Origin of the sequence: Anaerovibrio sp. JC8, assembly GCF_002100115.1 — a bacterium.
GTDB lineage: Bacteria > Bacillota > Negativicutes > Selenomonadales > Selenomonadaceae > Anaerovibrio.
Window position 1 is genome coordinate 57365 of the sequence record NZ_ANBM01000004.1, and the last position, 26403, is coordinate 83767.

Consider the following 26403-nt stretch of genomic DNA (forward strand, 5'->3'; position numbering starts at 1 on the left):
AAAAATAAAACAAAATTTATGCGTAATATCTGGTTTTTCTCTTCAGCCTGTATACATAAGCCAAAACCTCAGCCACAGCCTTATAAAGCTCCTGAGGAATAGCAGCGCCGATTTCAACGGCGGCAAAGAGGGCCCGTGCCAAAGGCTTGTTTTCCACAATAGGAACCTTGTTATCCCTGGCAATGGCCTTTATTTTCTGGGCAACCAAATCCTGCCCCTTGGCAATAACAATAGGAGCAGCCATGCCCGACTGATATTTAAGGGCAACAGCAAAGTGGGTAGGGTTGGTAACGATTACGTCCGCCTGAGGAACCTCCTGCATCATTCTGGCCATGGCCATCTGACGCTGCTTCTGACGAATCTTGCCCTTAATCTTAGGGTCACCTTCCTGCTGCTTGAATTCTTCCTTGACCTCCTGCTTGGACATTTTCAAATCCTGCAGGTTCTGCCATTTCTGATAGGCAAAATCCATTACCGCCATGACAATGAACACGCCAATAATCTTGAAGGCCAGAAAAAAAATAGTGTCCGACATCTTATTTAGGGCCGCAAACAGGTCCATATAAATCAGCTTGGGAATCTGAAATATCTCGTCGGTCAGATAAGTCAGAACAAAATAACCAATTATAATTATTTTCAGCAATGACTTGATAAGCTCCACCAGGGAACGCTTGGAAAACATTCGCTTGGCTCCGTTAATAGGATTCAGCTTGTTTAGGTCAAAGCCTATGGTTTCCGTGGAAAAATTAAGTCCCACCTGGGCCAGATTCATGGCCAGGCCGATAATCATAATGAAGACCATCAGTGGTATAGAAGTCTTGGCCAACAGAATTATCATGCCTATAAACATCTGCATGATGGATTCCTCATTTATGTCAACATTCAAATTGCCATAAATATAGGTTGAATAATTCATAATCTCAGCCACAGCATTGCCGCCAAGAACCTTCAGAACCATAAAACCGGCCAACAAAACGAAGGCTGCATTTATTTCCTGACTTTTACCAACCTGACCCTTTTTGCGGGCGTCAGCTTTACGCTTGGCAGTAGGCTCCTCGGTTTTCTCACCGGCAAAGAGCTGCAGGTCAAACTGGAAAAGAGGCTGTCTATATTTTTTATTGTATTGCCCGTAAGGCGATGGTGATGTTTCCATACATCTCATTGAACAACACATCCAAAAACAATATATAAAATGGAATCACGATAGCCAGTGTAAAGGAACCAATCATAATCTGCATAGGAATACCTACAACGAAGATATTCATCTGAGGCATTGTACGGGCCAGAATACCAAGGGATACGTTGGTAAGAAGTATCGCAAAGGTTATTGGCATGGCTATCTGCACACCTGTCACAAAAATATTGGCTGTAAAGTCCACAATCAAATTAGTAATGGAGGTATCATAATGAATCCCCACCATTGGAATAACAGCAAAGCTGTTAATAAGGGCCGTCAACAGCATGTGATGGCCGTTGGTCACCAGGAAAATAATCATGGTGAGATAATAAAGAAATGTACCAATAAGCGGATTCTGTTGGCCGGAGGTCGGGTCCATTTCATTTACCACTGCAAACCCCACCTGCATATCCATGATCTTACCAGCCATAGTAACACACTGAAGGCACACATAGCTTACAAAGCCAATGAGCCAGCCCACAAACATTTCCGAAAGGACGGAAAGGGAGTAGGCGAACAGGGACATGGGAGCCTCGATGGGGTAGTTCTGGTCTATAACCGGAAACACCACCAAGGATATGGCAAAGCAGGCTCCAGCCCTGAAATATATTGGTATATTCTGGCTGCCATAAAATGGCGCAATCAGGAACATACCGCTAATCCGAGTCATCATTAACAGGAAAACAGCGGCATGATTTTGCAGCAAATCAAAAAAATCCACTTTTTTACCTCATTGAAGCTAACCTATATAAATTGGCAGATTTACAAAAACATTTGTAAAATATTCCACCATGATTCTCAGCATCCATGGACCAAAAATCAGTATGGCCACAAATACGGCCACAATCTTTGGAATAAAGGCCAAGGTCTGCTCCTGTATGGAGGTGGTAGCCTGAAATACGCTGACCATAAGACCAACTGCCAGACCCAGACCCAGCATTGGGGCAGATACCAAAAGTACAACCCGCAGGGCCTCCTGGGCCATCTGTATTACCAAATCTCCTGACACTTAATCATCCCCTACTTAAAGCTGACTATCAAGGACTTTATCAGCAAGTGCCATCCATCCACCAGGACAAACAGCAATATCTTAAATGGCAACGAAATCATTACCGGCGGCAGCATCATCATACCCATGGACATGAGGGTACTTGCCACAATCATATCTATTACGATAAATGGAATATATATCATAAAGCCCAGCTGAAACGCTGTCTTTAGCTCACTTACCATAAAGGCCGGAATTAATGTAAAGGTGGAAACCTCCTCCGGTCCATTAGGCCGGGGAGCATCAGACAGGTTTACGAACATGGCCAGATCTGCTTCCCTGGTCTGCTTGAACATAAACTCCCTTATTGGCTCCACCACATTGTCAAGGGCCTGTTCCTGGGTTATCTGCCCTGCAAGATAGGGCTGAAGGCCATTTTCATAGCCCTGATTCCAGTAAGGCGCCATTATATAGAATGTAAGAAATAAGGATAATCCTATAATTACCATGTTCGGCGGTGTTGTCTGTGTGGACATGGCGTTACGCAAAAATCCAAGTACAACAACAATCCTGATAAAGGCTGTAGTCATTATCAGAATTGATGGTGCGATGGACAAAATGGTCAATACCGCCATGAGCTGCAGAGTCACTGCAACATCCTGAGGATTATCCGAAGTTCCAACATCAATATTCACATTAGGAATAAGAGGTGCCGCACTGGCATCTCCTACAAATAAAAAAAAGAAAAGCAGGCTTCCTCCTACTACGAGTAGCCGCTGCAGCTTTGTCAAGCCTCACAACCCCTATCTTCTGCGATTTATACCATCACGGATAAACGAAGGAACCCTCTTGGTCAGCTCATCCAAGGATGACAGCTGGGTGGCAAACAATCCGGTTTCTATTGGCTGAACTACTGACTGTCTCCTGAGCCGTTCGATTTCTTCAGGATCAGTCACTTCACCCAACAGGGTAACCTGCTGGTCGGTAACGCCCAGCATCAAGGTCTTTCCTGCCAACTCAACAACACATACCGATTTATGTGGCCCCAGGGGTAAATGCTCCAACATTCTGCCGCCATTATTATTTACACTTTGGCCAAACCTTCCGCCTAAAAATTTAGACGCAAAATATGCCATGACAACCACAAAGGCAAACACAACCACAAGGCTGATAACGTATGCCAATGTCGACCACCATGACATTTGAGAAGGTTTTGGATCGGCATTCTCATATCCGGCCAGATAGCCACCGCCGCCTGCCGAATCAGCTGCCGCCAGACAATCTGGCGACAGCACTGATAACACCAATATAAAAATACATAGGACAGATGCCATGGAGCAGAAACGTCTCCAGTCAATCATCAGCCAACTGCTTTACGAACAGCTTCGAGAACACGGTCAGCCTGGAAAGGCTTTACGATAAAGTCACGGGCACCAGCCTGAATGGCCTCGATAACCATTGCCTGCTGGCCCATAGCAGAGCACATAACAATCTTTGCGTTAGGGTCAATCTTTCTGATTTCCTTAACTGCACTGATGCCGTCCATCTCTGGCATGGTAATATCCATAGTGGTGAGGTCCGGCTTAAGTTCCTGATACTTCTCAAGAGCCTTGGCACCATTCTCTGCCTCGCCTACTACCTCATATCCATTCTTGGATAAAATATCTTTTACCATCATTCTCATGAATGCCGCATCATCAACTACTAATACTCTTACTGCCATTTGTCATCTCTCCTCATTAAATATTCTCATATTTTGAATTGAAATTATTCTTTCCCTTATAACTGTAATTATATCTTAATCACAGGGATTTAACAAGTCTTACTATTTTGTATACTACGTGAACTTACAGGGTCTGTACCCTTTCCATCGGGCTTACGATTTCTGTAATACGTACACCAAAGTTTTCATCGATAACTACAACTTCGCCCTTGGCTGTCAGCTGACCATTTACATGGATATCAACCGGCTCGCCGGCCAGCTTGTCCAGCTCGATAATGGAGCCCGTGGAGAATTCCAAAATTTCCTTAATGGACTTCTTGGCACGACCCAGCTCAACAGTAACCTGCAATGGAACATCCTGAATGAGGCTGATATTTGCAGTATTGGCCACGGTTGGTTCGTTGGTCAATGGAGCAAACTGTGCGCTCTGTACCGGAACTCCGGAACCAACCACAGCAGAATTTGCGTACTGTGCCGGTGGAGCGTACATTGGCTGCGCTGCCATCATCTGAGGTGGTGGCGGTGCCATAGGTGCCGCCTGAGGTGGTGGTGGCGGTGGCGGTGGTGCCGCCGCTGGAGCCGGTGCTGCAGGTGCTGGTGCAGGAGCTGCTGCCGGAGCAGGAGCTGGTGCCGCAGGTGCTGGAGCTGGCTCTGGTTCTTCTTCTGGCTGAGCTCCGCCATTCATAAGGAAATCTACCATTTCCTTCGCCACATCTACTGGAAGTATCTGCATTATCTCACTATCAATGAGACCATCAACCTCCATACGGAAGGAAATCTTTGCCACTGGCTCGCTCTGGCTGAGGAGCTCAGTGATTTCACTGTTTTCCTCCATGCCGAAGTCTACCAGATTTACCTTTGGTGGTGAAATATCAATCTTCTTGTTGAACATGGTAGACAATGAGGTAGCAACTGTACCCATCATCTGGTTCATGGATTCACCCACCGCACTCATGTGGATCTCAGTGAGTTCCCCTGGTGGGTTAAGACCATCACCACCCATCATCAAATCAGCAATGATGGAAGCATCCTGAGCCTGAATAGCCAAGATATTGTTACCGTTAATACCGATAACGTAGCCTACCTCAACTATCAGATAAGGCATTGGATACTCATCTTTGATGATCTGCATGGTAGCCATGGAAACCGTAGGAGTGGTAATGTTTACCTTGTGGCCAAGAAGAACGGACAACGTGGTTGCCGCACTTCCCATGGAAATATTACCAATTTCTCCTAAAGCATCTTTCTCTATATCTGAAAGCATGCCATCAACATCTGCTCCAGCATCGGAAGGAGCCGGTGCCGCCTCAGTAGGCTCTGGATTACTGCTTTCAGAAGATCCACCGCCGCCGTTCATCAGCGCATCGATCTCCTCCTGTGTAAGCATATCACCCATTAGTGCCTTCATCTCCTTCCGTCTTAATCAATTTCGTGATCTGCACCGCAGATCGTTTGCCGGATGTACCCGGCCGACACAGGAATTTAGTGTCGTTTCCTATTATACATTTCAGTTCATCGTCGACCCTGGTATCCAGCTGCAGCACATCGCCGTAGCTCAAGGACAGGAACTCGCGAACCGAAATATCGAATTGTCCCATCTGAACAATTACAGGAACCTTGGTTCTTCTAAGCTTTTCTTTAATAATATCAGTATTTTCCGGGTGTTCCTCCCTGCTGACATTGGCAGATACCCAGAAGGTTGTAGTCAACTTGGACATGATAGGCTCAAGCACCAGATAAGGAATACAGATATTGAGGAATCCTTCTACTGAACCGATCTGTGTCTTAAGTGTTATGATAACAACCATATCGCTAGGTGGAACAATCTGGGCAAACTGAGGGTTTGACTCCATTGCCTCCATCTTAGGATTGAACTGAACAACATTAAACCATGCTTCTCTGAGATGTCCCAAGGCCTTATCAAAAATTCTTCTGATAACGGCCTCCTCTATCTCAGTAAGCACGCGGGCCTTAATAGTGTTCTCTCCCTGACCACCAAATACCCGGTCTATAATGGAAAACGCAATACCAGAGTTCATCTCAAGGATGATATTGCCCTTCAGAGGCGGTACTGCCAATATTCCAATAACACTAGGGTTTGAAAGCGATTGGACAAATTCCTGATATGTTAACTGCTCAACGGACACAACCTCTACAGATACCAGTGCACGCAAGTACGTGGACAGGTATGTGTTAAACAGTCGTGCAAAGTTGTCATGCAGCATGTTTAATGTTCTAATCTGATCTTTAGAGAACTTATCTGGACGCTTGAAGTCGTAAGTCTTAACCTTTTTCTGGTTTTCTTCCTTCTTCATTTCCTCAGCGTCGGCTTCACCAGAAGCGAACTGGGCCAGTAGTTTGTCTATCTCAGATTGTGAGAGTACATCATCTGCCAAGCTTCATCCCCCTTTCCTTCTCAATATTTATGTTAGCCATAGTTTACTGAAGCATAAAGCTGGTGATGTAAACATCATAAACACTGCCCTCGCCGAGAGCCTTGTTTACCTCACTCTTAATCTTGGCCTTTAAATCATCCTGCTTGTTGGCATCCAGCTCTTCGATCTTTACAGTACGAAGAATCTGCAAAGTGGAGTCCATAATCTTGGTTTCTGCCATTGGTACCAGCTTGCCTTCCTTAACGACCTCTTCCTTTTCAGGATTCAGCTCCATAACAATGCCTACCTTCAGGAAGCGGCTGGCCTTGATGCCACCAACATTGACAATCATACCTTCCTTGGGATCGCCAAGCTTGACAAAAACACCAGGATCGTGATTCTTTACCTCACCGCCAGCTACATTGGCGCCGTTGGACATCACCTGAGTGGTAATGAAAAAGGAAATACCGCCTGCCAGTATCAAGCCAAAAAGAATAAGAACTACTACGATAATGATAGGAAATTTCTTACCTTTGCCACCTGCCTCGGGAGCCGGTTGTTCCTCGATCTTTTCTTCATCAGCCATTCTATGTCACTCCTTCATTTTTTATCCGACGCTAACGGCTGCAAAGGCTCCCACCTCTTAGATGTAAGACAAGCATCCGTAACGCTCTGGGTAAAATTCGACTAAATGCAGCGAAAAATAAAGCTCCAACTGCATAAGTCTCATTTTATCTATACAATTGACGAGAATCCATTCTCACCAAAATATATTCAATAATTATTATTTTACCAATTATATGACAAAATACAACTATTATTTAAACCATGCCCGCTTGTACTTTACCACCTGGCGGACAACCTCTTCCATTGGCTCTTCCACGATAATCTTCTTGCCATTGGTCAGTGTAATTACAGTATCAGGAGTTTCCTCGATTGTTTCTATAATTTCGGCATTGAGGACGAATTCCCCTTTTTTACTACGATCAGAATTGAATTTTGTAAGCTTAATCATATAAGCTCCCCCTTAAAAGCATATTAATTTGTTGGCAGGTGCAGGGAGCACCTGCCAACAAATAACTTAAAAAACCTTTTAAATTCCTAATAAAATTATCTCTTCATATTGATAAGGTTCTCCAACATCTCATCAGATACAGTAATAATCTTGGAGTTGGACTGGAAACCACGCTGAGTGATAATCATGTTACTGAATTCCTCAGCCACGTCCACATTGGACATTTCCAGGGCAGAGGCAGTAATGGTAGCACCAAAGCTAGCGGCAGTACCGATGTTAGGGGTACCGGAGTTATTTGACTCTACATAGAGGGAATTACCCTTCTTGGTAAGACCAGGAGCATTGGTGAACTGAGCTACTGCAATCTGGGCCTCCTTACGGAGTACACCGTTGGTGTAGGTACCAACAACAGTACCGGACTCGTCGATAGTTACAGTATCCAAAGTACCAGATGCATAGCCATCAGCTTCAGCATTAATAGTGCTGGAGTTGGCATACTGGGTCAACTTATCAAAAGTAATGTTAACCTTTTGTGGAGCAGCACCATTCCCCTGGGAATAAGTGAGATTAAGAACAGCACTACCAGATTCATAAGCGCCGGAGTCCTTAAACTTAATAGTCGCATCAGCCATGGTTAAAGTAGTTAGCGAACCATCTTCCTCAGTAATTGTACCTTTTGCCAGTTTTGCCATCCATTCATTTGCCGCTGTCTTTTCAACGGTAATTGGTACAACATGGGCAGAACCCAGGGAATCATATACTTTTACGGTGGTAGACAATGGTATACTGTTACCTATCTTATATGTACCAGTAGTTACCGTCTGGGTCGTACCATCACTCATGGTAAGTACTGCTGCTGCAATATTAGTACCATCTACAGTGCATGGATCAGGTGGAGTAACAGCCTGGCCGTTACTGTCAGTAGCAGTAACACTTTTAATCGTTGCAGCGGAAGCATTAAGATTATTTATATAATTAGCAATCTGAGTTGAAGACGAAGGCATGGTCTTGCCTGCACGAATCTGAATAGAAGAAGTTGCACCATTGGTATTAATGGAATTATGCTCAGTAGCAGAAGCATTCATATATCCCTGAACATACAAGCCTTCCGCATTAACCAGATTACCTTCAGCATCGAAGTTAAAGGCACCATTACGGGTATAGAAGGTCTGGTTTCCCTGCTTTACTACGAAGAGAGCATTACCAGAAAGACACAGGTCAGTATTAATACCGGTGCTCTGTACAGAACCATCCTTGAAATTTACGTCAATAGCAGAAATCTTCATACCAAGACCAATCTGCTTAGGATTGGTACCACCAGTAGTACCGGAAGCCTGGGAAGCTGCGGTGAGGGTCTGGCTTAAGGAATCCTCGAAATTAACACGGCTGGATTTAAAACCAGTGGTATTTACGTTGGAAATGTTGTTACCGATAACATCCATACGGGTCTGATGATTTTTAAGTCCGGAAACGCCGGAAAACAGTGAACGCATCATAATGAATCAATCTCCTTTTCTTTGTCTGATGCGGCTTTTTGTAAAGGACCTCTGTCAGTCAGTCCTTTAAGCTCTCCAATAAGGTCCAAGCTTATAATATGGCCGCACTGTCAATATTCGTAAATATATTTTCCTTTGCACTTGATCCATCCATGGCGGTAATTACAGTCCGATTGGTGACACTGACTACAAGAGCGGTATCATTCATGTAGATAACCGATTCCCTGGCACCCTTTTCAGCCATCCTGGCCACGGTGTCATCCAACTTTGCAAGATCCTGCTCACTAAAGGTAAGATTTCTGTCCCTTAGGCGCTGGAGTGCATGGTTTGAGAACATCACCTTTTGAGAGCTTTGCTGCAATATATCAGCGAAGGTTGCTCCCTTGGTTATGGCTGTATCAGCAGCCCGGCGATGATTAAGACTGGAATTTTCCACTGGCAAAATGGGTTGTGACGGAAAAAAGATTTTTGGGTCACTCATATCTTGCCTCCTAAACTTTTATGCACCTTTGCCCACACGGGTAATATGTGCAATTTCAACCTTGGTAGTCATTTCAGTTCCATCGGCAGCCTTAACTGTTGCCAGCACGGAAGTCTTGCCATCAGTTACGCTGACACCGGAAACAGTACCTTCATAGAAATTCTTACCATCTGAAGACCACTGAATGTCCTTGCCAATCATGCTGCTAAGCTGGCCAACCAATACGGAAGAGTCGATATTCTCCACCAGGGTATAAACCTCGCCCAACTTGCTGGCCACATTGGTCATCTGCTCCAAGGAGGAATACTGGGCCAACTGGGCAAGATACTCGGTGTTGTCCATAGGAGAAAGTGGATCCTGATACTGCATCTGGGTTACCAGCAGAGAAAGGAATGCATCCTTGTCCAGCTCGCTCTTCTTACCGACCTCGGAAGCGGCTACGCCCATTGACTTCTTGTACTCATCATAATCATAGGTCTTGCCATCGACGGTAATGGTATTTAATGAATTTGCCATATTTATACTCCTTTCTGAAATTTATACGGCGTAGTCAACGCCATCGGAAATCTTGTTGCCTTCGCTGTCGCGAATAACCTCAGTAGCCTGATTTACCGGCCCTGCTGCAAGATTCTCCACATCCTCTTCAAAATCCTTTAAGTCAATTTCCTGACTTCTGACATTCTGCTGCTGTTGCTGCTGGTAGTAGCCCTGGCTTTGTCCCTCTGGCAGCTGGCCATCGGAAAGTCCTGTCTGAACTTCTACGCTGTCTACCTTGATGCCCTGCTCATTCAGTTCCTTCTGCAGCTGAATCATTGAAGTTTCCAGCATAGCCCTCACCTGGGCATTATCAGTATGGAATGTGGCGGTCACACCACCATTGCTGTTTACAGCCACCTTCAAGGTAAGATCACCAAGATGTCTCGGGTTCAGCTTAATTACCATTTCAGTGTTCTCAGCATTACGGAGAAGTCTGGCCTGCTCCACAATCTGCTGGGTAACCTGGTAGGTATCCCTGGTCTGAGCCACGTTTGGCTGACTGTTAGTCTGGGCCACGTTGTCAGTGGTCTGAGTCTGAACAGAGGAGTTAATGGCCTGAGTGGCATCCATTCGATTGTTTACGGTTGCTTCCTCAGCTTCTGCCTGCTGAGCCTGCACTACTGGAGCAGCTGCTTCATTTTCCATATTCTGCTGGAAATTCTGCTGTGGCTGCTGGAAGCTCTGCTGCGACTGCTGACTATCAGGATTTAAACTCTGTTTTGGTTCACTGGTATTTACCACCTGAGTCTGCTGTCCGAGAAGATTGTTCATATCCTCTACAGTAGTCTTCTGAGTAGCGGTGTTTGTCGCCGGCTCAGTGTCCTGGCTCACAATTCGGCTGCCGGAAAGAACGGCCAGCATGTGCTGTTCTTTGGTCATATCGCCGGAATTGATTACCTGGGAACCGTCTGGTGCGGTTACAGCTTCCACTGGCTGCACTGGCTTTAACAGTGCCTCAATGGATTTTGGCTGATGCATCTGAGGCTGCTGTACTTCAGCATTCTGCTGAGTCTGCTGAGTTGCCTGACCCTCCGGCTCTGCTACCACCTGTCCATCAACTACGACGGCTTCCTTGGCGGCATCCTGAACCTGTACATTAGTGGTTTCAGTCTGCTGCTGGAGCTGTGTGGCAGCTGCTGGCTGCTGTAATTCCTGGGCTGCGGTGCTGATTTCCGGAGTAGCGGTATCCACTACAGTCTGAATCGGCTGTTCAGCTACTGGCTGTTCCAGAATTGGCTGGACATTTTCCTCAGTCTGGGCTGCTGGCATAGAAGAAGTAAGCTCGGCCAATGGCATCGGTACAACAGTGGTTGCGGTGGCTTCTGCCGCCATTTCCTCTGCTGCCTCATCCACTACCTCGGCTACAGCCCCCTTGACATCGCCCTCTGGCTTTGCCTCCGCTGTGTCAGCCTTCTGTACTGGCTTGTCAGCTACTGGAGTTTCAACAGCTTCCTTGGTAAGCTCGGTCAGCTTATCCTCCTTGGTGACATCTTTAAGCTCCGAGGAGAAATCCTTGCCCTGCTTGCCGCTGGTTGCCTTGCGTCCCTCAAAGGCCTTGTTTACATTTTTCTGAACATTGACATTGCCCTGTGGAGCAGCTGGTGCAGCGGTAAAGAGATTTGCACTTACGTTTGTTCCCATGAATTCACCTCCTTAAAAAAGTAATAATATATATGATTTCCACCTCATCCACCGCCCTTACAGAAGCAAGTTCTCCTAACAGCGGTCCCCCTTCCCCTCAAGGGAAGGCCAATGAAGTAGTTAACCATCAAAAATATTTTACCAAAAGAAGATTAAAGTACAATTAAGAAAAATTATTAATTAGTTATAATTTAATTTTGTGCCTGGGGCTGATTCTGTTCAGACTGTGGCGGATTCTGCATTGGCCGCTTTGGAGCACCATTATACATAATCCTGGTAATATTAGCAGCCCGATCAGTATCAAACTTGGTCAGCACCTGGGAAACCTGGGATTCATCCATACGCTGAAGAATGGATATGACAATATCATCATCCATACCTTCCATAATCTTGGCAGCCTCCTCAGGCTTCATCTCATTGTAGAGACGGGCCAGCTTGGAAACACGTTTTTTTTCTGCGGCCTGTCTTTCCTTGGTCTGCTTTTCAATTTCCTCCTTGGAAAGTACTACAGGCTTGGACTGGTTTTTCTTGTCGTCCTTTTTAACCTCTTTCTTGGCCTCAGTCTTCTGGGTGGCTTCATCCACGGAGGATTCACCATCCTCCACTGGTCTTACAAAGTATTCACCGATAACTGGCATATCGTAAAGGCCATATTTTTCATTTGCTTCGTTGGTATCTATAATTCTGAAGTAAATGCCCAAAAAGAAGCCAACGATTATTATAACAAGCAAAACCAGGGCTATAATAAAGAATTTCAGTATTTTTTTGAATTTACTTGGCTTTTTTTCAGCTTCGTCATTCCGATTCTCGTCCATTAAATCCACCCTATATTAATATTATCGATAAATATCCAATACCTTATTTACATAATTTTGGGTCTCAATATACGGTGGAACGCCACCATAATCCTTAACAGCCTGTGGGCCCGCATTGTATGCAGCCACGGCCTTCTTCACATCACCATTGAAGGTATCCAGCATCTCCTTGATGTACTTGGCACCTCCATCAATGTTCTGCTGCTTGTTATACGGGTCAACCCCCAGGGAAGCAGCAGTATCCGGCATAAGCTGCATAACGCCAACTGCTCCCGCAGAGGACACAGCCCCCTGATTGCCACCGGACTCTGTCTGGGCAATAGCTGCTACCAGACGTGGGTCAACATGGTACTTGGAAGCCGCCTCATTTATAAGGGCAGTGGTATCACCGCCAAAGCTGGTATTTTCCACCTTGGTGCCGCTGAAATCCATGGTAGGATTCAGCTTGCCCTCTGCTGCCTTTAGCTCAGCGGCAAAGGTGTTATTGCCTGCTGCATTGGCATTATAGGCCGGTCTGCTGATACCAAATCTGTCATTAAGTTCATTAATGCGCTGGACAACACCCTCCAGGCCTTCTATTCTCATCATATTCAATCACCTTCACACATACAGATGTCTTAACCCATATTTCTGAAGTAGAGCTGGCCGCCGATTTCATCCAGTACCTTCTGTTCCTCGAAGAGAACCTCTGCCATGTACTGCTGGAAGCGTTTTTCCTTCAGCTGCTCAATGCTCTTTAATTTGTTCATTATCTTTACAAGCTCTGTCATGCGCTTTTGGCGCTCAGCCTGGCACTCCATAATGAAATGCTGCTGCTGCTCAATCTGCTCACGCTTGTAGTTAAAGAAGCTGTTGTAGGTCATGAGGGTACCAACAGTAATGGTTCCCTTGCTGGTAAGGGCATCATAATCCTTATGCCCCTGAGCCATCTGCTCCAGCAGCTCCTCCAAGTGATGTCTTGCTTCTTCAAGCTTTTTTGTAGCGGTGGCCAATTCAACCTGCGCCTGGTCCTTATTCATTTTGGTAACCTTCAGCAGGGTTTCCAGCTGGAACCTGAATTTCTTCATGTCTGGCTGCCTCCACTATTCTATGTCTAAATGGCTTCCAGTCGCTCTATGGTTTCATCGAAGCCCTGTACCTCGAATACCCCCTGGCACAGGAAGTCATTTATGGCGTCAATTTTCTGAATGGCCTCGTCAATCTTCGGGCTGGAGCCCTTGACGTAAGCACCTATATGTATCAAATCCTCAGCGTCCTTATATACTGCCATAAGGGCCCTGAGCTTTCTGTTGGCATCCATGTGTTCATCCGGCACAACGGCTGACATTACACGGGATACGCTGGCCAACACATCTATAGCCGGAAAATGGTTCTGGGCTGCAATGTTTCTTGACAGCACTATATGACCGTCAAGAATACTTCGCACCGCATCGGCGATTGGCTCATTCATGTCATCGCCATCAACCAATACAGTATAAATACCCGTTATGGAACCCTTCTCACTGGTGCCCGCTCTTTCCAGAAGTCTTGGAAGTAAAGCGAACACAGACGGGGTATAGCCTCTTGTGGCAGGCGGCTCACCAACGGTAAGTCCCACCTCACGCTGAGCCATGGCAAATCGGGTTACAGAGTCCATCATGAGAATAACCTTGCGGCCCCGATCACGGAAGTATTCCGCAATGGCAGTAGCCGTCATGGCACCCTTTATACGCACCAGGGCAGGCTTGTCAGAGGTTGCAACAACTACAACCGACCTTTTCAGGCCCTCTTCCCCCAAATCGCGCTCGATAAATTCCTTTACCTCACGGCCACGCTCTCCAACCAGTGAAATAACACTGATGTCGGCTTCGGTATTACGGGCAATCATGGAAAGCAGGGTGGATTTGCCCACGCCACTGCCGGCCATAATGCCGATACGCTGGCCCTGGCCCATGGTAATGAGACCATCAATGGCCCTTACGCCAACGTAAAGTGATTCCTTTATAACCGGCCTGTCAAGCGGGGCCGGCGGATCAGCCTGCAAAGGATATTCCTCCTTGCACAGGATGGGACCCTTTCCATCTATGGGATTTCCCAGACCGTCAATTACCCTTCCCAAAAGCTCCGGACCAACCTTAACCTGGAGAACCTTCTGGGCTGATACTACCTCACAGCCTGGTCCAATACCCTTGGAATCTCCCAAAGGCATCAGCAGAACCTTACCATCCCGAAAGCCTACCACCTCAGAAGGTACAGGCTCAACATCGGGGAAATGTGACTTAACATAGCACAGCTCTCCCATGCTGACGTTTGGCCCCTGGCATTCAATAACCAGACCAACCATCTGCACCACCTTGCCAATCATACGCATTGGCTTGCTGTTTTCAACTGCGTTGGTAAACTTTTTCAGGTTGATTTCCATTATTTCATAACATCCCTAATAGACTGCTCAATTACCTCAAGCTGAGTACTCAGCTTGGCATCTATGGTTCCATTAGGTGACTCCACAACCACGTCACCTAACTTTAAGGTTTCATCGGATTCAATGGTCAGCTCGCATTTACCCTCCATGGTGGTAAGATAATCTGAGCGGGCCATCAGCACCAGCTCGTAGGCCTCCGGGCAAACCCTTACAGTCACCTGCGGCTGGTCCTTAACCTTTTCTATGGCATTTTGCACCAGTGGCAATACCATCTGGGGTATATCAATAAAATGCTGGGGAATGACCTTGTTGGCAATTTCAATAACCATTTCAGCAATGGTATTTTCTGCCTTGGTAACATAGTCAAGAGCTTCCTGCTGGGCAACCTTGATGGTATTTTCAGCTTTGGCATTGGCATCCAGAATAATCTGATGCTGCTCCTCCCTTATCTGCTCCATGCCCTCCTGGCGTCCGGCCTCAATGCCTTCCTGCCTTCCGGATTCCCTGGCTTCATCTCTAACTGCATCTGCCTGAGTGGTGGCCTCAGAAATAATTCTTTCCGCCTCGGCTCTGGCTTCTTGTTTTGTTATCTCGCTGGCTATTTCAGCATCCTTGAGCTTCTGAATGGCTGCCTCCTCCTTGCGGCGGATGTTGGCCATAATGTTCTCACGAACTTCCTCGCTCATTTCAGGGGAGTCTTCCTCCTCCGGAACTACAGGACGCTCAAACTTTGGAGTCTCCACAATATGCGGGTCCTCCTGCCAAACGACACCTTTCAGCACCCTAGACAATCATTTCGTCACCCTTTCCACGGGAAATTACAATCTCGCCCTTCTCTTCCAGACGACGGATGACATTTACGATACGCTGCTGAGCTTCCTCAACGTCACGAATCTTAACAGGGCCCATGTACTCGATTTCTTCACGCAGCATATCGCCGGCACGCTTGGACATATTCTTGAAGACCTTGGCCTGAACGTCCGAATTGGTAGCCTTGAGGGCCAAGGACAGATCCTTGGTGTCCACCTCGCGGAGTACCATCTGCAGCGAACGGTCGTCGATCATTACAATGTCCTCGAATACGAACATGAGCTTCTTGATTTCCTCGGTGAGCTCCGGATTGTCTACTTCCAGAGCATCTACGATGCCCTTTTCAGTAGCACGGTCTACGCGGTTCAATACTTCTACGATAGCCTTAACACCACCGGCATCGGTGAAGTCCTGAGTTACCAGTGCAGACAGCTTGCGCTCCAAGACTCTCTCAACCTCACGGAGTACCTCCGGGGAGGTACGGTCCATGATGGCTATTCTTTTTGCAACCTCAGCCTGTCTTTCCGTAGGAAGGGAAGCCAGGATGGTAGCGGCCTGATCCGGATCCAAGTAGGCCATAATCAGGGCTATGGTCTGAGGATGCTCGTTTTGAATAAAGTTTAACAGCTGGCTTGGGTCAGTCTTATGCAGGAAGTCGAATGGACGAACCTGAAGGCTGGTGGTGAGACGGCTGATAATTGCAGAAGCCTTCTCGGAGCCCAGTGCCTTTTCCAGGACGTTCTGTGCATATTCCAGACCACCGGAGGACAAGTAGTTCTTGGCCATGGCCATCTGATAAAATTCACTGATTACGGCTCTCTTCTGCTCCGGAGAAACCTGCTTCTGATTGGCAATTTCCAGGGTCAGCTTTTCGATTTCTTCGTCGTTCATATGCTTGAACAGCATGGCAGAATATTCAGGGCCGAGGGTTATAAACAGAACCGCAGCTTTTTGCTGATTAGATAATTCCGGTTCCTTGTCACCATACATATCCATAGTTATCAATCCTCCGACAGCCAAGTCTTAACAAGCAAAGCAATCTCGGCAGGCTTGGTACGGATGAGTTCCTCGATAACCTGACGCTCGTTGATGTGTTCCTGCTCCTCTGGAGTGAGCTCATCAGGCTCAACAGTACCAGCCTCAATAGCAGCAGCACGCTCTGCTTCCAAACGCAATCTCTCTTCCTCTTCCAGTCTTGCCTGCTCCTCGGCAGCCTCTCTTGCCAAACGCTCCTGTTCCCGCTTTCTTCTGATATAGAAGAAAACTATGAGGGCGATTATCAGGAGAACCAAACCGATGGCAATGTACATATTTCTGGCCTGACGGTCCTTCTCAGCCTGCTCCTCGGCAGCACGTCTGTCAGCCAGCTCGGTGCTGAATGGCAATGGCTCAACGGATACGGTATCACCGCGGTCCGGATTGATGCCCACAGCAGAGGATACAGAACGGGAAATGCTCTCCTGCTGGGCAGGAGTGATGTCGTCATTTACCAGAACGGCAATATTTACACGCTTGATGGAGCCCGGAGAAGCAATGGTCTTCGCCTTGGCCTCGTTAATTTCATAATTCTTGGTGGTTTCCTTCTTTGAATACTGCGCATTGCTGTTATTCTCGGTAGCCACATAGCCAGGCACATTGGACTGGGTGCCGGCCGGACCGCCAGGAGTATTGGAGGTCCCATTGTAGGATTCATTTACAGTCTGCTCACTGCGGATAATACCGGAATCGTCTACTACAGGAGTAAAGGTCTGGGTATCAGTCTGACGCTGGTCAAAGTCCAGCTCAACATTTACGCGGACATAGGAGCGTCCTTCACCCAAAGCCTGATCCAGCATGGTCTGAACATCCTTCTGCATGCGGTCCTGAACCTTGCGGGTCATTTCCAGCTGGGTCATGGTCTTGGCACTTACGCTGTTTTCCTCGTCCTCGTCCGGATCATTCAGAATCCTGCCGGTTTCATCAACTACAGTAATATTTTCAGGCGAAAGCCCCTGGATACTGTTGGAAGCCAGGTTGACAATGCCCTTGATTTCTTTTTTGTTTAACTGAGTGTTCATTTTCAGCTTCAGCATAATGGATGCTGTCGCCGGCTTCTCGTTTTTCTTGTAAAGGCTGTCCTCCGGAAGCACGATGTGCACTCTGGCCTTTTCTACAGCCTCAATCTGTTCGATAGTACGGGTCAGCTCACCCTGCAATGCCTGAAGATAGTTGACCTTGTTCTGGAACTCAGTAACGCCCAGCTTGCTGTCATCAAAAATCTCAAAGCCCTTGTTACCACGAGGGAGTCCCTCGGTAGCAAGCTGCAGTCTGGCTTCATGAACATTGGCAGAAGGTACCAGTATGGTGGTGCCCTGCTTTGTTTCCTGAACCTCGTATTCTACTTTAGTTTCCTTGAGCTTTGCCGCTACCTCACCAGCATCCTTTGTCTCCATATTGGTAAACAAGGGAACCATATCTGGCTTGCCGCCATACATGAAGCTGGCACCGATTATGAGAAGCACCAGCAGTGCAATACCGCCGATAGCCATGTAACGCTGTTTCTTAGTGGTTTTTTCCCAAAGCTGAAGGTATTTTTCTTTCCACTCGCCCATTCTCTCAATCCCTTCGCTGTGTTTTGCCTGATTTTACCAAGAAATCATACCTGCATGCGCATAATTTCCTGATAAGCCTCCACAGCTTTGTTGCGAACCTGAAGGGTAAGCTGCAATGCGATATCAGCCTTTTCAGCTGCCACTACAACCTGAGATATATCTTCTACCCGTCCGGCTGCCAGAAGGGCGTTCATTTTTTCGGATTCCTTTTCCAAGGCATTTACATTGCCAAGGGCATCCCCGAGGTACTCACCAAAGGTCTTGACAACAGGAGCTTCCTGGGTCTCACCCAAATGACTCTCAGCATGCATGGACACCGGAGTCATCTTTAATGCTTCTATCTGCATTATGTCACCTCATTTATTTACTGATATTTAAGGCCTGTGAAGCCATACTCTTCGCTGCATTGATGGTAGTAACATTTGCTTCATAGGCACGGGAAGCAGTAATCATGTCTACCATTTCATTTACAATGTTAACATTTGGCAGCTCAACATAACCATCCGCATTGGCGTCCGGATGGCCAGGATCATATACGAGCTTGCCCTGAGTTGTGTCCTCCTGAATAGCCACGGCACGCACACCATCGCCAGCCTTTTTGCCAAACTCTGACTTGGAAATCTCACCCGAAAGCACACGGGCAAAATTCTTGTTGTGCATTTCTCTAGGCTCAAATACTACGAACTTGCGCTTGAACGGGGTACCGTTCTCAGTGCGGGTAGTATTAACATTGGCAATATTGTTGGATATTACATCCATTCTGAGACGCTCAGCTGTCAAACCGGAAGCAGCTGCATCTATGCCGCCAAACATACTCATAAGCTGTTCTCCTCATTATATATAAAAGAATTAATTCACGCTGTTGATTGCTTATTTGCTGGTAATAGTGGTCTTTAACCGCTGAATAAAGCTGCCCATTTCCTTGGTCATGGCATTGTAGTAAATCTGGTTTTTGGCCATATTTGCCATTTCCTTGTCAATATCCACATTATTCTTGTCTGTTCTCATTATGGTACTTTCGTCCATAACTACAGCAGCCTCCGCCCGCTCCCGCATAGGAATCGGCATGTGACGGTCATGGGTACGCACCATCTCAAGGCCCAGCTGTTTGTCCAGCCCCATTTCCTTGGCCAAAAGGCTTTCAAACACAACGTCACTTTTCTTAAACTTAGGAGTGTTGACGTTGGCAATATTATTACTGATTACTTCATGTCTGAGATTTGCCGCCGACATACCTCGGGACAGATAATCCATGGTAGAGGTATTAAAAATCTGATCCAACATGGGCTCATATCCTCCTAAAAATATATCTAAAAACTCAAAAATGCATAATTCGGTACACTACTTACATTCTACATCTAATTAAAAAATCCTTGTCTATTCTAACATATTTGTTGAAATTCAAGAAGATTTTTCCATGTTTTTTCCATATTTCACAGGGAATTGTGACTAAAGTCCACTATAGTTTATAAGTTAATATAGTGAAATTTAATTATATTTTATATTAAAAAAGAACAAGGAGATTGCAACCTAAAGAATACAAGCTCCCTGCTCTTATTTTCGTCACATTTGATAACAATCCGTTGTCATCAGTTTGTTTCCTTAGCCAGCTCCTCGATGCCCTGCCAAAGGTATTCGTTCAGCACCCTGATATGGGTCCCCTTCATACCCTGGGACTTTGGCTCAACCAAACCGGCAGATTCCAGCTTTCTCAATGCGTTGACTATCACAGAACGGGTAATTCCCAGCTTATCCGCTATCTTCGAGGCATTAACCGCACCGTTGTTTCCATCCAGTTCACGGATAATACTCAGTGTAGCCTGCTTTTCAGAAATCGAAAGTGATTCTAGAGCATTATGAACAGTTTCCTTCTTACGGCTTTCCTCCTGATTTCTTCTGGAGCGGTCGTGAAGCATTTCCATGCCCACAACAGCTGCGCCATACTCGGCCAGGAGAAGGTCATCGTTGGTAAAGTCCTCATTGTACCTTGCTACTACCAAAGTACCAATACGCTCACCAACACCGTAAATCGGAACAATAGTGGTGTTCTTGCCATGGAACTTGCACTTGGTCTCACTGCCATCCACGAACGCACAAAGACCGGACTTGGAGCGAAGATTGGCTGAGGTCTCATCGATCTTGTTAAGCCAGTTTACATAATGGCGGGGGAACCTGCCCACAGCCACAACATTGTCAACCATCAGGTCACATTCAAAATCATCCTGAAAGGCATAACCGTAAATGCTGCCCTCTGTATCTACAATATATACATTTGCATCAATAACATTGCTGAGTACGGTGGATATTTCCCTGTACTCCACATTATGGAACCGCTGCAATACTCTGTTAATCTTTCTCGTTCTCTCCAAAAGAGTAGCCATACTCTTTTACCTCCTAGTGAATATTTTTTCGTCCTACTTTTAGTACATGTTATTCTACCACAAAAAATAAAAATACGCACATAATTTGTAATATTTTTTGTGCGTATTTTTTATATTTAAAATTTTATTCGTTTTTGATACATTTGCAATTTCAAGATATTATTATGCATTTATCACAAAATAAACTGACTGACATCCTGATTAATTACAATTTCAGAAAGAGCTTCCTTCACGTAGGCCTCATCCACTACAACGTGCTTTTCCTCCATGTCCGGAGCATCAAAGGAAAGATTTTCCAGCAGCTTCTCCAAAATGGTATGGAGGCGGCGGGCACCGATATTTTCATTCTGGTTATTTACGTCGCAGGCCAGCTTTGCCAGACAGTCAATGGCCTCATCAGTGAACTCCAGCTCAATGCCCTCTGTGCCCATAAGAGCCTGATACTGCTTAATCAAGGCATTCTGTGGCTCAGTGAGGATACGCTTAAAGTCCTCCTTGTCGAGGGAGGTAAGCTCCACACGGATTGGGAAGCGGCCCTGAAGCTCCGGAATCAGGTCTGATGGCTTTGAGGTATGGAAAGCACCGGCTGCAATGAAGAGGATATGGTCGGTCTTTACCGGACCATACTTGGTCATGACAGTGGAGCCCTCCACGATTGGCAGAATATCACGCTGTACGCCGTCACGGGCCACATCGTGATTGCTACCGTGACCACCGCTGGAGGCCACCTTGTCAATTTCATCCAGGAATACGATACCACTGTTTTCCGCAACTCTGACAGCTTCCTCAGTAACCTCTTCCATATCCACCAGCTTCATGGCCTCCTCCTGCTGGAACAGCTTGCGGGCTGCTTCCACAGTGACCTTCCGCTTCTTGTGCTTCTTCGGCATCATGCTGCCAATAATATCCTGAAGGTTGTCACCCATACCCTCCAGTGATGAGCCGGCAAACATGCCAACCATCGGCTTGTTGTTGTCCTCAATATCAATTTCAATGAGCTTGTCTTCATACTCGCCGGCCAGCAGCTTTTTACGGCACCATTCACGGCCTGCCTGATACTGCTTTGGCTCACCCTCGTTATCCTCTTCCGCCTCATCCTCGGTGGAGCCACCAAAAAGCTGGCCGAATGGATTAACAACAGATTTCTTTGGCTGTGGAACCATAACGTCCAAAATACGCTCCTCGGCCATTTCTGCTGCCTTTTCCTGTACCTCCTCCAAACGGGAGGAACGGACCATGCGAACAGCGGTCTCTGCCAGATCACGGATTATGGATTCCACATCACGGCCTACATAGCCCACCTCAGTAAACTTGGTGGCCTCCACCTTGATAAATGGAGCCTTGACCATCTTGGCCAGACGACGGGCAATCTCAGTTTTGCCTACACCGGTGGAACCAATCATGAGAATGTTCTTCGGGATAATGTCATCCTTCATGCTTTCGCTGTCCAGCTGACGGCTGCGCCACCGGTTTCTCAGGGCAATGGCAACAGACCGCTTGGCAGCCTTCTGCCCCACAATGTATTTATCTAATTCCTCAACAATTTGTTTTGGAGTCTGTTCGTTCATACAAAAAATCCTCCGTTAATCAGTCCAGTTCCTCAACCTTGATATTGTGGTTGGTGTATACGCAAATATCTGCCGCAATGGTCAGGGCTTCCTTGGCAATTTCAGCTGCAGACAGCTCTGTATGCTTTACCAAAGCCCGGGCAGCAGACAGGGCATAAAAGCCGCCTGATCCAATGGCACCCACGCCGCCATCCGGCTCAATAACCTCACCGTTGCCGGAAATCATCAGCAGATTTTCCTTGTCAGCCACCAAAAGCAGGGCCTCCAGCTTACGCAGCACCTTATCAGTGCGCCACTGCTTGGCCAGCTCCACGGACGCTCTTGGCAGATTGCCGTTGTAGGCCTCCAATGTGGCCTCGAATTTTTCAAAAAGGGTAAAGGCGTCCGCCACGGAACCAGCGAATCCGGCCAGCACCTTCCCATGATAAAGGCGACGTACCTTGCGGGCACTGGCCTTCATAATGGTGTTCTGACCAAAGGTCACCTGGCCATCGCCGGCGATGGCGGTTTTGCCATTATGCTTAACTGCAACTATTGTTGTTGCATGAAATTGTGTTTCCATAAGAATCTCCTATTTAATGTGTCATGGCAAGGGGCTGATTGCTTTTCGCAATTAGGTCACGAGACGTAAAGAAACTATTTTTTACTTACTTACACATCAAGAAAACATCCACTGTTTGAGCGAAGCGAGTTTGGATTTTTCTTGATGCTAATTAAAATGTAAAAAATGGTTTTAGTCGAGAGACCGGGCGAAAGTAACAGTCCCTTGCCTGTTACTTTTACAGGTTCTGTTTAAACTCTTCCAAAGTTGCTAAAGCTCGCTCGGCGATGCGCTGCTTCTTCAGCTTCTTGTCCCGGATTTTTTCCTTTATCGGGGACATGATACCAAAATTCACGTTCATAGGCTGGAAGTGCTTGGCCGGTGCAGTAGTAATGTAGTGGCACAAGGAACCGTGGGCGGTTTCCTGCGGGAACACCACCGGCTCCAGCCCATTACAGATACGGGCCGCATTGATGCCAGCCACCAAGCCGGAGGAAGCGGACTCCACATAGCCCTCTACCCCGGTCATCTGCCCGGCGAAGAACAAATGGTCATTCCCCTTAAACTGCATAGTAGGACGCATGGTTTCCGGAGAATTAATAAAGGTATTCCGATGCATAACACCATAGCGGACAAATTCTGCATTTTCCAGTCCCGGAATCATGCCAAACACCCGTCGCTGTTCCGGCCATTTCAAATGTGTCTGGAAACCTACAATATTGTAAAGGGTTCCATCAGCATTGTCCTGACGGAGCTGAACCACGGCATATGGCAGCCTGCCATCTGCCGGATTTTCCAGGCCTACCGGCTTCAGCGGGCCGAACAGCAGGGTATCCTCCCCTCTGGAGGCCATTTCCTCCACCGGCATGCAGCCCTCAAAGAATTTTTCCTTTTCAAAATTATGGGTCGGTGCCTTTTCGGAATTTACCAGCTCTGTCCAAAAAGCATGGTATTCCTCCTTGTTCATTGGGCAGTTGATATAGGCAGCCTCACCCTTGCCATAACGGGAGGCCTTCCAGGCCTTGGTCATATCCACGGATTCCAGGGTCACAATAGGAGCAGCTGCATCATAAAAATACAGATATTCCTGCCCCATGAGCTCACCGATATTCTCAGCCAGCTTCCCCTCAGTCAGCGGACCACTGGCCACGATGGTAACGGCATTTTCCTCGTACGGAATTTCTTCCAGTTCTTTATGAATTACATTAATAAGCGGATGGTTGCTGACCTTGTCTGTTATGTACTGACTGAAGCCCAACCTATCCACCGCCAATGCACCACCGGCGGGAACCTTGGTAGCATCTGCCGCTTCCATAATAATGGAGCCCAGACGGCGCATTTCCTCCTTGAGAACACCTACAGCATTTTCAAGGCCGGCACCCCGAAGGGAGTTGCTGCAAACAAGCTCCGCAAACAGGTCCGTCTTGTGGGCCGGGGTATTCTTCACCGGGCGCATCTCGTATAAATCAACTTTTATTCCTCTGCTGGCGGCCTGCCAGGCAGCCTCACTGCCTGCCATGCCGGCGCCAACAACAATTATTTTATCCATTCTGTTCCTCTTGTGCTTTTTGGGCCGCCTCTGCCTTTTGGGCCTTCTTGGCCTGCTTTAAAAGCTCCTTGTTAATTGGATGGTCAATTCTGGTCTTGCAGTCTGCATTGTAGCAATAAATCAGGCCACGGCCATTTCTGTAGTAGTGCTTCAGCTGCAGTGAACCGCACTCTGGGCATGGCTCCGGAATTGGAGCATCCCAACTGACAAAATCGCACTCAGGATATTTGTTGCAGCCGAAGAAGCCCTTGCCACGGCGGGATTTTCTCTCCACAATATGACCATCGCACTTAGGGCACTTCACACCTGTATCCTTCAATATAGCCTTGGTATTGCGGCAATCCGGGAAGCCAGGACATGCCAGGAACTTGCCAAAACGGCCCTGCTTCACTACCATCATACGGCCACAGATATCACATGGCACATCGGAAACCTCCACAGGCAGCTCCACATGGCCAATGGCCTCGTCTGCCTTTTCCAGGGTTTCGGCAAATGGTCCGTAGAATTCACGCAGAAGATCCGTTTTATCTACCTTGCCCACGGCAATGCTGTCCAGCTTGCCCTCCAGATCAGCGGTAAACTTGGCATCTACAATATCCTTGAAGTATTCCTTCAGCATATCCACCACAATATCACCCAGCTCTGTCGGCTGGAAGGACTTGCTGATACGCTGTACATAGCCTCTTGCCAATATGGTTTCAATAATAGGAGCATAGGTGCTTGGGCGTCCAATCCCCATTTCCTCCAGAGTCTTAACCAGAGACGCATCATTATAGCGCGGTGGTGGCTCAGTGAAGTGCTGAACAGGATTAACCTTAAAGAGATTAATATCATCACCAACAGCCATCTCCGGCAGAATAACATCCTTATCGTTGGTATCTGCCATGGTATAAACGGCTGTAAAGCCGGCAAACCTCATCTTGGAGCCGGTGGATTTCAATGTAAATTCGTCCTTGATATTCTTGGCCTTGCCATCATTTTTAATGGTCACAGTAAGTCTGTCAAACAGGGCAGGAACCATCTGGCTGGCCACAAAACGCTGCCAAATAAGCTGATACAGCTTGAACTGGTCCTTGCTGAGATATTTCTCAATCTGCTGTGGTACCAGCATGGCACTGGTAGGACGGATAGCCTCATGGGCATCCTGGGCCTTCTTGCCAACAGAATAAACATTGGCCTTGACCGGATAATATTTCTCCCCAAAGTTTTCCAGAATATATTCCTTGGCTTCCTGCTGGGCCTGCTCGGAAATACGCACAGAATCGGTACGCATATATGTTATGAGACCCACAGGGCCCTTACGTCCCAAATCAATACCTTCATAGAGCTGCTGAGCAACCATCATGGTGCGCTTGGAGGTAAAGCCCAGCTTTCTTGCTGCATCCTGCTGAAGGCTGGAGGTGGTAAACGGAGGAGCCGCCTTGCGGGTGGCCTGACGCTCCTTGATGTCAGACACCATCCACTTGCAGGCCTCCATTTTCTCCTGAATCTCCTTGGCCTCATCACCCTTGCTGATTTCCAGCTTCTTGCCGTTGATCTGGGAAAGCTCGGCATCAAACTGATGGGAGGTGCCCTTTTTCAGCTTGGTGCCAATTGTCCAATATTCCACGGAAACGAAATCCCTGATTTCCTTTTCCCTGTCACAAATCAGCTTTACAGTAACGGACTGCACACGGCCGGCACTCAGACCCTTTCTGACCTTGCGCCAAAGGAGCGGGCTCAGCTTGTAGCCCACAATACGGTCCAGCATGCGGCGGGCCTGCTGGGCATCCACCATATCCAGATTAATGGCGTGCGGCTCCTTCACAGCTGCCTGAATAGCCGGCTTGGTTATTTCATTAAATACAATACGGCAGTCAGAGCTGCTGTCGATATCAAAAATATGGGCCAAATGCCAGGCAATGGCCTCACCCTCACGGTCCGGGTCGCTTGCCAGATATACTTTATCAGCCTTCTTGGCCTCTTTTTTCAGTTCCTTGATAAGGTCACCCTTACCGCGGATATTTATATACTTTGGCTCAAAGTTGTTATCCACGTCAATGGCAAACTGGCTTTTGGGAAGGTCACGGAGATGCCCCATGGACGCCTTTACCACATACCCCTTGCCCAAATAACGCTCAATGGTCTTGGCCTTGGTTGGAGACTCCACCAGCACAAGGGTACTCTTGGTATCCTTGGACTTCTTTGACTTGGCAGTAGTCTTTTTGGCAGTTTTTCCAGCAGCTTTTTTGGCAGTGGTCTTTTTAGCAGCAGCTTTCACTGCTGTTGATTTCTTTTTCTTAACGTCTTCATTTTGCGTTGCAGTCACAAAATG

The 26403-nt window shown here is 47.1% G+C and carries 29 protein-coding genes; all 29 read right to left on the reverse strand.

Annotated features, from left to right (window positions below; all coding sequences use genetic code 11):
* Positions 1-16: 16 nt before the first annotated feature.
* The 29 genes from flhB to topA all read right to left on the reverse strand — a co-directional run bounded on the left by flhB (position 17) and on the right by topA (position 26397).
* Positions 17-1162 (reverse strand): flagellar biosynthesis protein FlhB, encoded by a 1146-nt coding sequence (gene flhB, locus D081_RS04620; protein ID WP_369823994.1) that lies wholly within the window; start codon positions 1160-1162, stop codon positions 17-19.
* The gene (gene fliR / locus D081_RS04625) at positions 1116-1898 is read right to left on the reverse strand and encodes a flagellar biosynthetic protein FliR (RefSeq protein WP_085022960.1); all 783 of its coding nucleotides are present in this window, start codon (positions 1896-1898) and stop codon (positions 1116-1118) included. The genes flhB and fliR overlap by 47 nt, the downstream gene beginning before the upstream one ends.
* An 18-nt stretch (positions 1899-1916) precedes the next feature.
* A complete protein-coding gene (gene fliQ / locus D081_RS04630) occupies positions 1917-2186 on the reverse strand; it encodes a flagellar biosynthesis protein FliQ (RefSeq protein WP_027397519.1) in 270 nt (89 codons plus the stop codon).
* Between the two features lie 11 nt (positions 2187-2197).
* Entirely contained in the window at positions 2198-2947 is a 750-nt protein-coding gene (gene fliP / locus D081_RS04635; RefSeq protein ID WP_085023151.1) for a flagellar type III secretion system pore protein FliP, read from the reverse strand.
* 21 nt (positions 2948-2968) lie between these two features.
* Positions 2969-3526 (reverse strand): flagellar biosynthetic protein FliO, encoded by a 558-nt coding sequence (fliO, locus tag D081_RS04640; protein WP_233127422.1) that lies wholly within the window; start codon positions 3524-3526, stop codon positions 2969-2971.
* Positions 3526-3888: a response regulator gene (locus tag D081_RS04645; protein ID WP_027397516.1), complete on the reverse strand. Its 363-nt coding sequence runs from the start codon at positions 3886-3888 to the stop codon at positions 3526-3528. Before D081_RS04645 ends, fliO begins: the two co-directional genes overlap by 1 nt.
* Before the next feature lie 124 nt (positions 3889-4012).
* On the reverse strand, positions 4013-5284 hold the full coding sequence (gene fliY, locus D081_RS04650; RefSeq protein WP_233127423.1) for a flagellar motor switch phosphatase FliY: 1272 nt from the start codon (positions 5282-5284) through the stop codon (positions 4013-4015).
* Positions 5277-6284: a flagellar motor switch protein FliM gene (fliM, locus tag D081_RS04655; protein WP_085022963.1), complete on the reverse strand. Its 1008-nt coding sequence runs from the start codon at positions 6282-6284 to the stop codon at positions 5277-5279. Before fliM ends, fliY begins: the two co-directional genes overlap by 8 nt.
* 43 nt (positions 6285-6327) lie before the next feature.
* A complete protein-coding gene (gene fliL / locus D081_RS04660) occupies positions 6328-6849 on the reverse strand; it encodes a flagellar basal body-associated protein FliL (RefSeq protein WP_085022964.1) in 522 nt (173 codons plus the stop codon).
* Positions 6850-7080: 231 nt separating this feature from the next.
* On the reverse strand, positions 7081-7278 hold the full coding sequence (locus D081_RS04665) for a flagellar FlbD family protein (protein WP_085022965.1): 198 nt from the start codon (positions 7276-7278) through the stop codon (positions 7081-7083).
* A 95-nt stretch (positions 7279-7373) separates the two neighbouring features.
* Positions 7374-8774 carry a flagellar hook protein FlgE gene (locus tag D081_RS04670; RefSeq protein ID WP_085022966.1) on the reverse strand — a complete coding sequence of 467 codons (1401 nt, stop codon included), beginning with the start codon at positions 8772-8774 and terminating at the stop codon, positions 7374-7376.
* Positions 8775-8865: 91 nt separating this feature from the next.
* The gene (locus D081_RS04675; RefSeq protein ID WP_085022967.1) at positions 8866-9255 is read right to left on the reverse strand and encodes a TIGR02530 family flagellar biosynthesis protein; all 390 of its coding nucleotides are present in this window, start codon (positions 9253-9255) and stop codon (positions 8866-8868) included.
* An 18-nt stretch (positions 9256-9273) separates the two neighbouring features.
* Positions 9274-9771, reverse strand: a complete 498-nt coding sequence (locus D081_RS04680) for a flagellar hook assembly protein FlgD (protein ID WP_085022968.1) — start codon at positions 9769-9771, stop codon at positions 9274-9276.
* Positions 9772-9792: 21 nt separating this feature from the next.
* Positions 9793-11433 carry a flagellar hook-length control protein FliK gene (locus tag D081_RS04685; RefSeq protein WP_085022969.1) on the reverse strand — a complete coding sequence of 547 codons (1641 nt, stop codon included), beginning with the start codon at positions 11431-11433 and terminating at the stop codon, positions 9793-9795.
* A 191-nt stretch (positions 11434-11624) separates the two neighbouring features.
* Positions 11625-12248, reverse strand: coding sequence for a MotE family protein (locus D081_RS04690; RefSeq protein ID WP_085022970.1), 624 nt, complete (start codon positions 12246-12248; stop codon positions 11625-11627).
* Positions 12249-12269: 21 nt separating this feature from the next.
* Entirely contained in the window at positions 12270-12833 is a 564-nt protein-coding gene (locus D081_RS04695; protein ID WP_369823995.1) for a lytic transglycosylase domain-containing protein, read from the reverse strand.
* A gap of 32 nt (positions 12834-12865) precedes the next feature.
* Positions 12866-13315 carry a flagellar export protein FliJ gene (fliJ, locus tag D081_RS04700; RefSeq protein ID WP_085022972.1) on the reverse strand — a complete coding sequence of 150 codons (450 nt, stop codon included), beginning with the start codon at positions 13313-13315 and terminating at the stop codon, positions 12866-12868.
* 26 nt (positions 13316-13341) lie between these two features.
* Positions 13342-14649 (reverse strand): flagellar protein export ATPase FliI, encoded by a 1308-nt coding sequence (gene fliI / locus D081_RS04705; protein WP_037330078.1) that lies wholly within the window; start codon positions 14647-14649, stop codon positions 13342-13344.
* Entirely contained in the window at positions 14649-15392 is a 744-nt protein-coding gene (locus D081_RS04710) for a FliH/SctL family protein (protein WP_085022973.1), read from the reverse strand. The genes fliI and D081_RS04710 overlap by 1 nt, the downstream gene beginning before the upstream one ends.
* Positions 15393-15432: 40 nt before the next feature.
* Positions 15433-16449, reverse strand: coding sequence for a flagellar motor switch protein FliG (gene fliG, locus D081_RS04715; protein ID WP_085023152.1), 1017 nt, complete (start codon positions 16447-16449; stop codon positions 15433-15435).
* 11 nt (positions 16450-16460) lie between these two features.
* Entirely contained in the window at positions 16461-18050 is a 1590-nt protein-coding gene (gene fliF / locus D081_RS04720; RefSeq protein WP_085022974.1) for a flagellar basal-body MS-ring/collar protein FliF, read from the reverse strand.
* A gap of 44 nt (positions 18051-18094) precedes the next feature.
* Positions 18095-18397, reverse strand: coding sequence for a flagellar hook-basal body complex protein FliE (gene fliE / locus D081_RS04725; protein ID WP_027397501.1), 303 nt, complete (start codon positions 18395-18397; stop codon positions 18095-18097).
* Between the two features lie 13 nt (positions 18398-18410).
* On the reverse strand, positions 18411-18869 hold the full coding sequence (gene flgC / locus D081_RS04730) for a flagellar basal body rod protein FlgC (RefSeq protein ID WP_085022975.1): 459 nt from the start codon (positions 18867-18869) through the stop codon (positions 18411-18413).
* Positions 18870-18920: 51 nt separating this feature from the next.
* Positions 18921-19334 carry a flagellar basal body rod protein FlgB gene (gene flgB / locus D081_RS04735; protein WP_085022976.1) on the reverse strand — a complete coding sequence of 138 codons (414 nt, stop codon included), beginning with the start codon at positions 19332-19334 and terminating at the stop codon, positions 18921-18923.
* A 305-nt stretch (positions 19335-19639) separates the two neighbouring features.
* On the reverse strand, positions 19640-20431 hold the full coding sequence (codY, locus tag D081_RS04740; RefSeq protein ID WP_085022977.1) for a GTP-sensing pleiotropic transcriptional regulator CodY: 792 nt from the start codon (positions 20429-20431) through the stop codon (positions 19640-19642).
* A 173-nt stretch (positions 20432-20604) separates the two neighbouring features.
* Entirely contained in the window at positions 20605-21999 is a 1395-nt protein-coding gene (hslU, locus tag D081_RS04745; RefSeq protein WP_085022978.1) for an ATP-dependent protease ATPase subunit HslU, read from the reverse strand.
* A 19-nt stretch (positions 22000-22018) separates the two neighbouring features.
* On the reverse strand, positions 22019-22561 hold the full coding sequence (gene hslV / locus D081_RS04750) for an ATP-dependent protease subunit HslV (RefSeq protein ID WP_085022979.1): 543 nt from the start codon (positions 22559-22561) through the stop codon (positions 22019-22021).
* A gap of 217 nt (positions 22562-22778) precedes the next feature.
* Positions 22779-24089, reverse strand: coding sequence for a methylenetetrahydrofolate--tRNA-(uracil(54)-C(5))-methyltransferase (FADH(2)-oxidizing) TrmFO (gene trmFO / locus D081_RS04755; RefSeq protein WP_085022980.1), 1311 nt, complete (start codon positions 24087-24089; stop codon positions 22779-22781).
* Positions 24082-26397, reverse strand: coding sequence for a type I DNA topoisomerase (gene topA, locus D081_RS04760; protein WP_233127424.1), 2316 nt, complete (start codon positions 26395-26397; stop codon positions 24082-24084). The genes trmFO and topA overlap by 8 nt, the downstream gene beginning before the upstream one ends.
* Between the last annotated feature and the right edge of the window lie 6 nt (positions 26398-26403).

Bases quoted from the DNA above. Each gene is read 5' to 3' on its own strand.
- fliF (WP_085022974.1), bottom strand. From the start codon at position 18,050: ATGGGCGAGTGGAAAGAAAAATACCTTCAGCTTTGGGAAAAAACCACT.
- D081_RS04690 (WP_085022970.1), bottom strand. From the start codon at position 12,248: ATGGACGAGAATCGGAATGACGAAGCTGAAAAAAAGCCAAGTAAATTC.
- fliL (WP_085022964.1), bottom strand. From the start codon at position 6,849: ATGGCTGATGAAGAAAAGATCGAGGAACAACCGGCTCCCGAGGCAGGT.
- D081_RS04695 (WP_369823995.1), bottom strand. From the start codon at position 12,833: ATGAGAATAGAAGGCCTGGAGGGTGTTGTCCAGCGCATTAATGAACTT.
- flgC (WP_085022975.1), bottom strand. From the start codon at position 18,869: ATGAGTATGTTTGGCGGCATAGATGCAGCTGCTTCCGGTTTGACAGCT.
- fliY (WP_233127423.1), bottom strand. From the start codon at position 5,284: ATGGGTGATATGCTTACACAGGAGGAGATCGATGCGCTGATGAACGGC.
- trmFO (WP_085022980.1), bottom strand. From the start codon at position 24,089: ATGGATAAAATAATTGTTGTTGGCGCCGGCATGGCAGGCAGTGAGGCT.
- fliJ (WP_085022972.1), bottom strand. From the start codon at position 13,315: ATGAAGAAATTCAGGTTCCAGCTGGAAACCCTGCTGAAGGTTACCAAA.
- fliE (WP_027397501.1), bottom strand. From the start codon at position 18,397: ATGCAGATAGAAGCATTAAAGATGACTCCGGTGTCCATGCATGCTGAG.
- fliG (WP_085023152.1), bottom strand. From the start codon at position 16,449: ATGTATGGTGACAAGGAACCGGAATTATCTAATCAGCAAAAAGCTGCG.
- fliI (WP_037330078.1), bottom strand. From the start codon at position 14,649: ATGGAAATCAACCTGAAAAAGTTTACCAACGCAGTTGAAAACAGCAAG.
- D081_RS04645 (WP_027397516.1), bottom strand. From the start codon at position 3,888: ATGGCAGTAAGAGTATTAGTAGTTGATGATGCGGCATTCATGAGAATG.
- D081_RS04675 (WP_085022967.1), bottom strand. From the start codon at position 9,255: ATGAGTGACCCAAAAATCTTTTTTCCGTCACAACCCATTTTGCCAGTG.
- hslV (WP_085022979.1), bottom strand. From the start codon at position 22,561: ATGGAAACACAATTTCATGCAACAACAATAGTTGCAGTTAAGCATAAT.
- D081_RS04685 (WP_085022969.1), bottom strand. From the start codon at position 11,433: ATGGGAACAAACGTAAGTGCAAATCTCTTTACCGCTGCACCAGCTGCT.
- codY (WP_085022977.1), bottom strand. From the start codon at position 20,431: ATGGCTACTCTTTTGGAGAGAACGAGAAAGATTAACAGAGTATTGCAG.
- D081_RS04670 (WP_085022966.1), bottom strand. From the start codon at position 8,774: ATGATGCGTTCACTGTTTTCCGGCGTTTCCGGACTTAAAAATCATCAG.
- flgB (WP_085022976.1), bottom strand. From the start codon at position 19,334: ATGTTGGATCAGATTTTTAATACCTCTACCATGGATTATCTGTCCCGA.
- D081_RS04680 (WP_085022968.1), bottom strand. From the start codon at position 9,771: ATGGCAAATTCATTAAATACCATTACCGTCGATGGCAAGACCTATGAT.
- hslU (WP_085022978.1), bottom strand. From the start codon at position 21,999: ATGAACGAACAGACTCCAAAACAAATTGTTGAGGAATTAGATAAATAC.
- D081_RS04665 (WP_085022965.1), bottom strand. From the start codon at position 7,278: ATGATTAAGCTTACAAAATTCAATTCTGATCGTAGTAAAAAAGGGGAA.
- fliO (WP_233127422.1), bottom strand. From the start codon at position 3,526: ATGATTGACTGGAGACGTTTCTGCTCCATGGCATCTGTCCTATGTATT.
- flhB (WP_369823994.1), bottom strand. From the start codon at position 1,162: ATGAGATGTATGGAAACATCACCATCGCCTTACGGGCAATACAATAAA.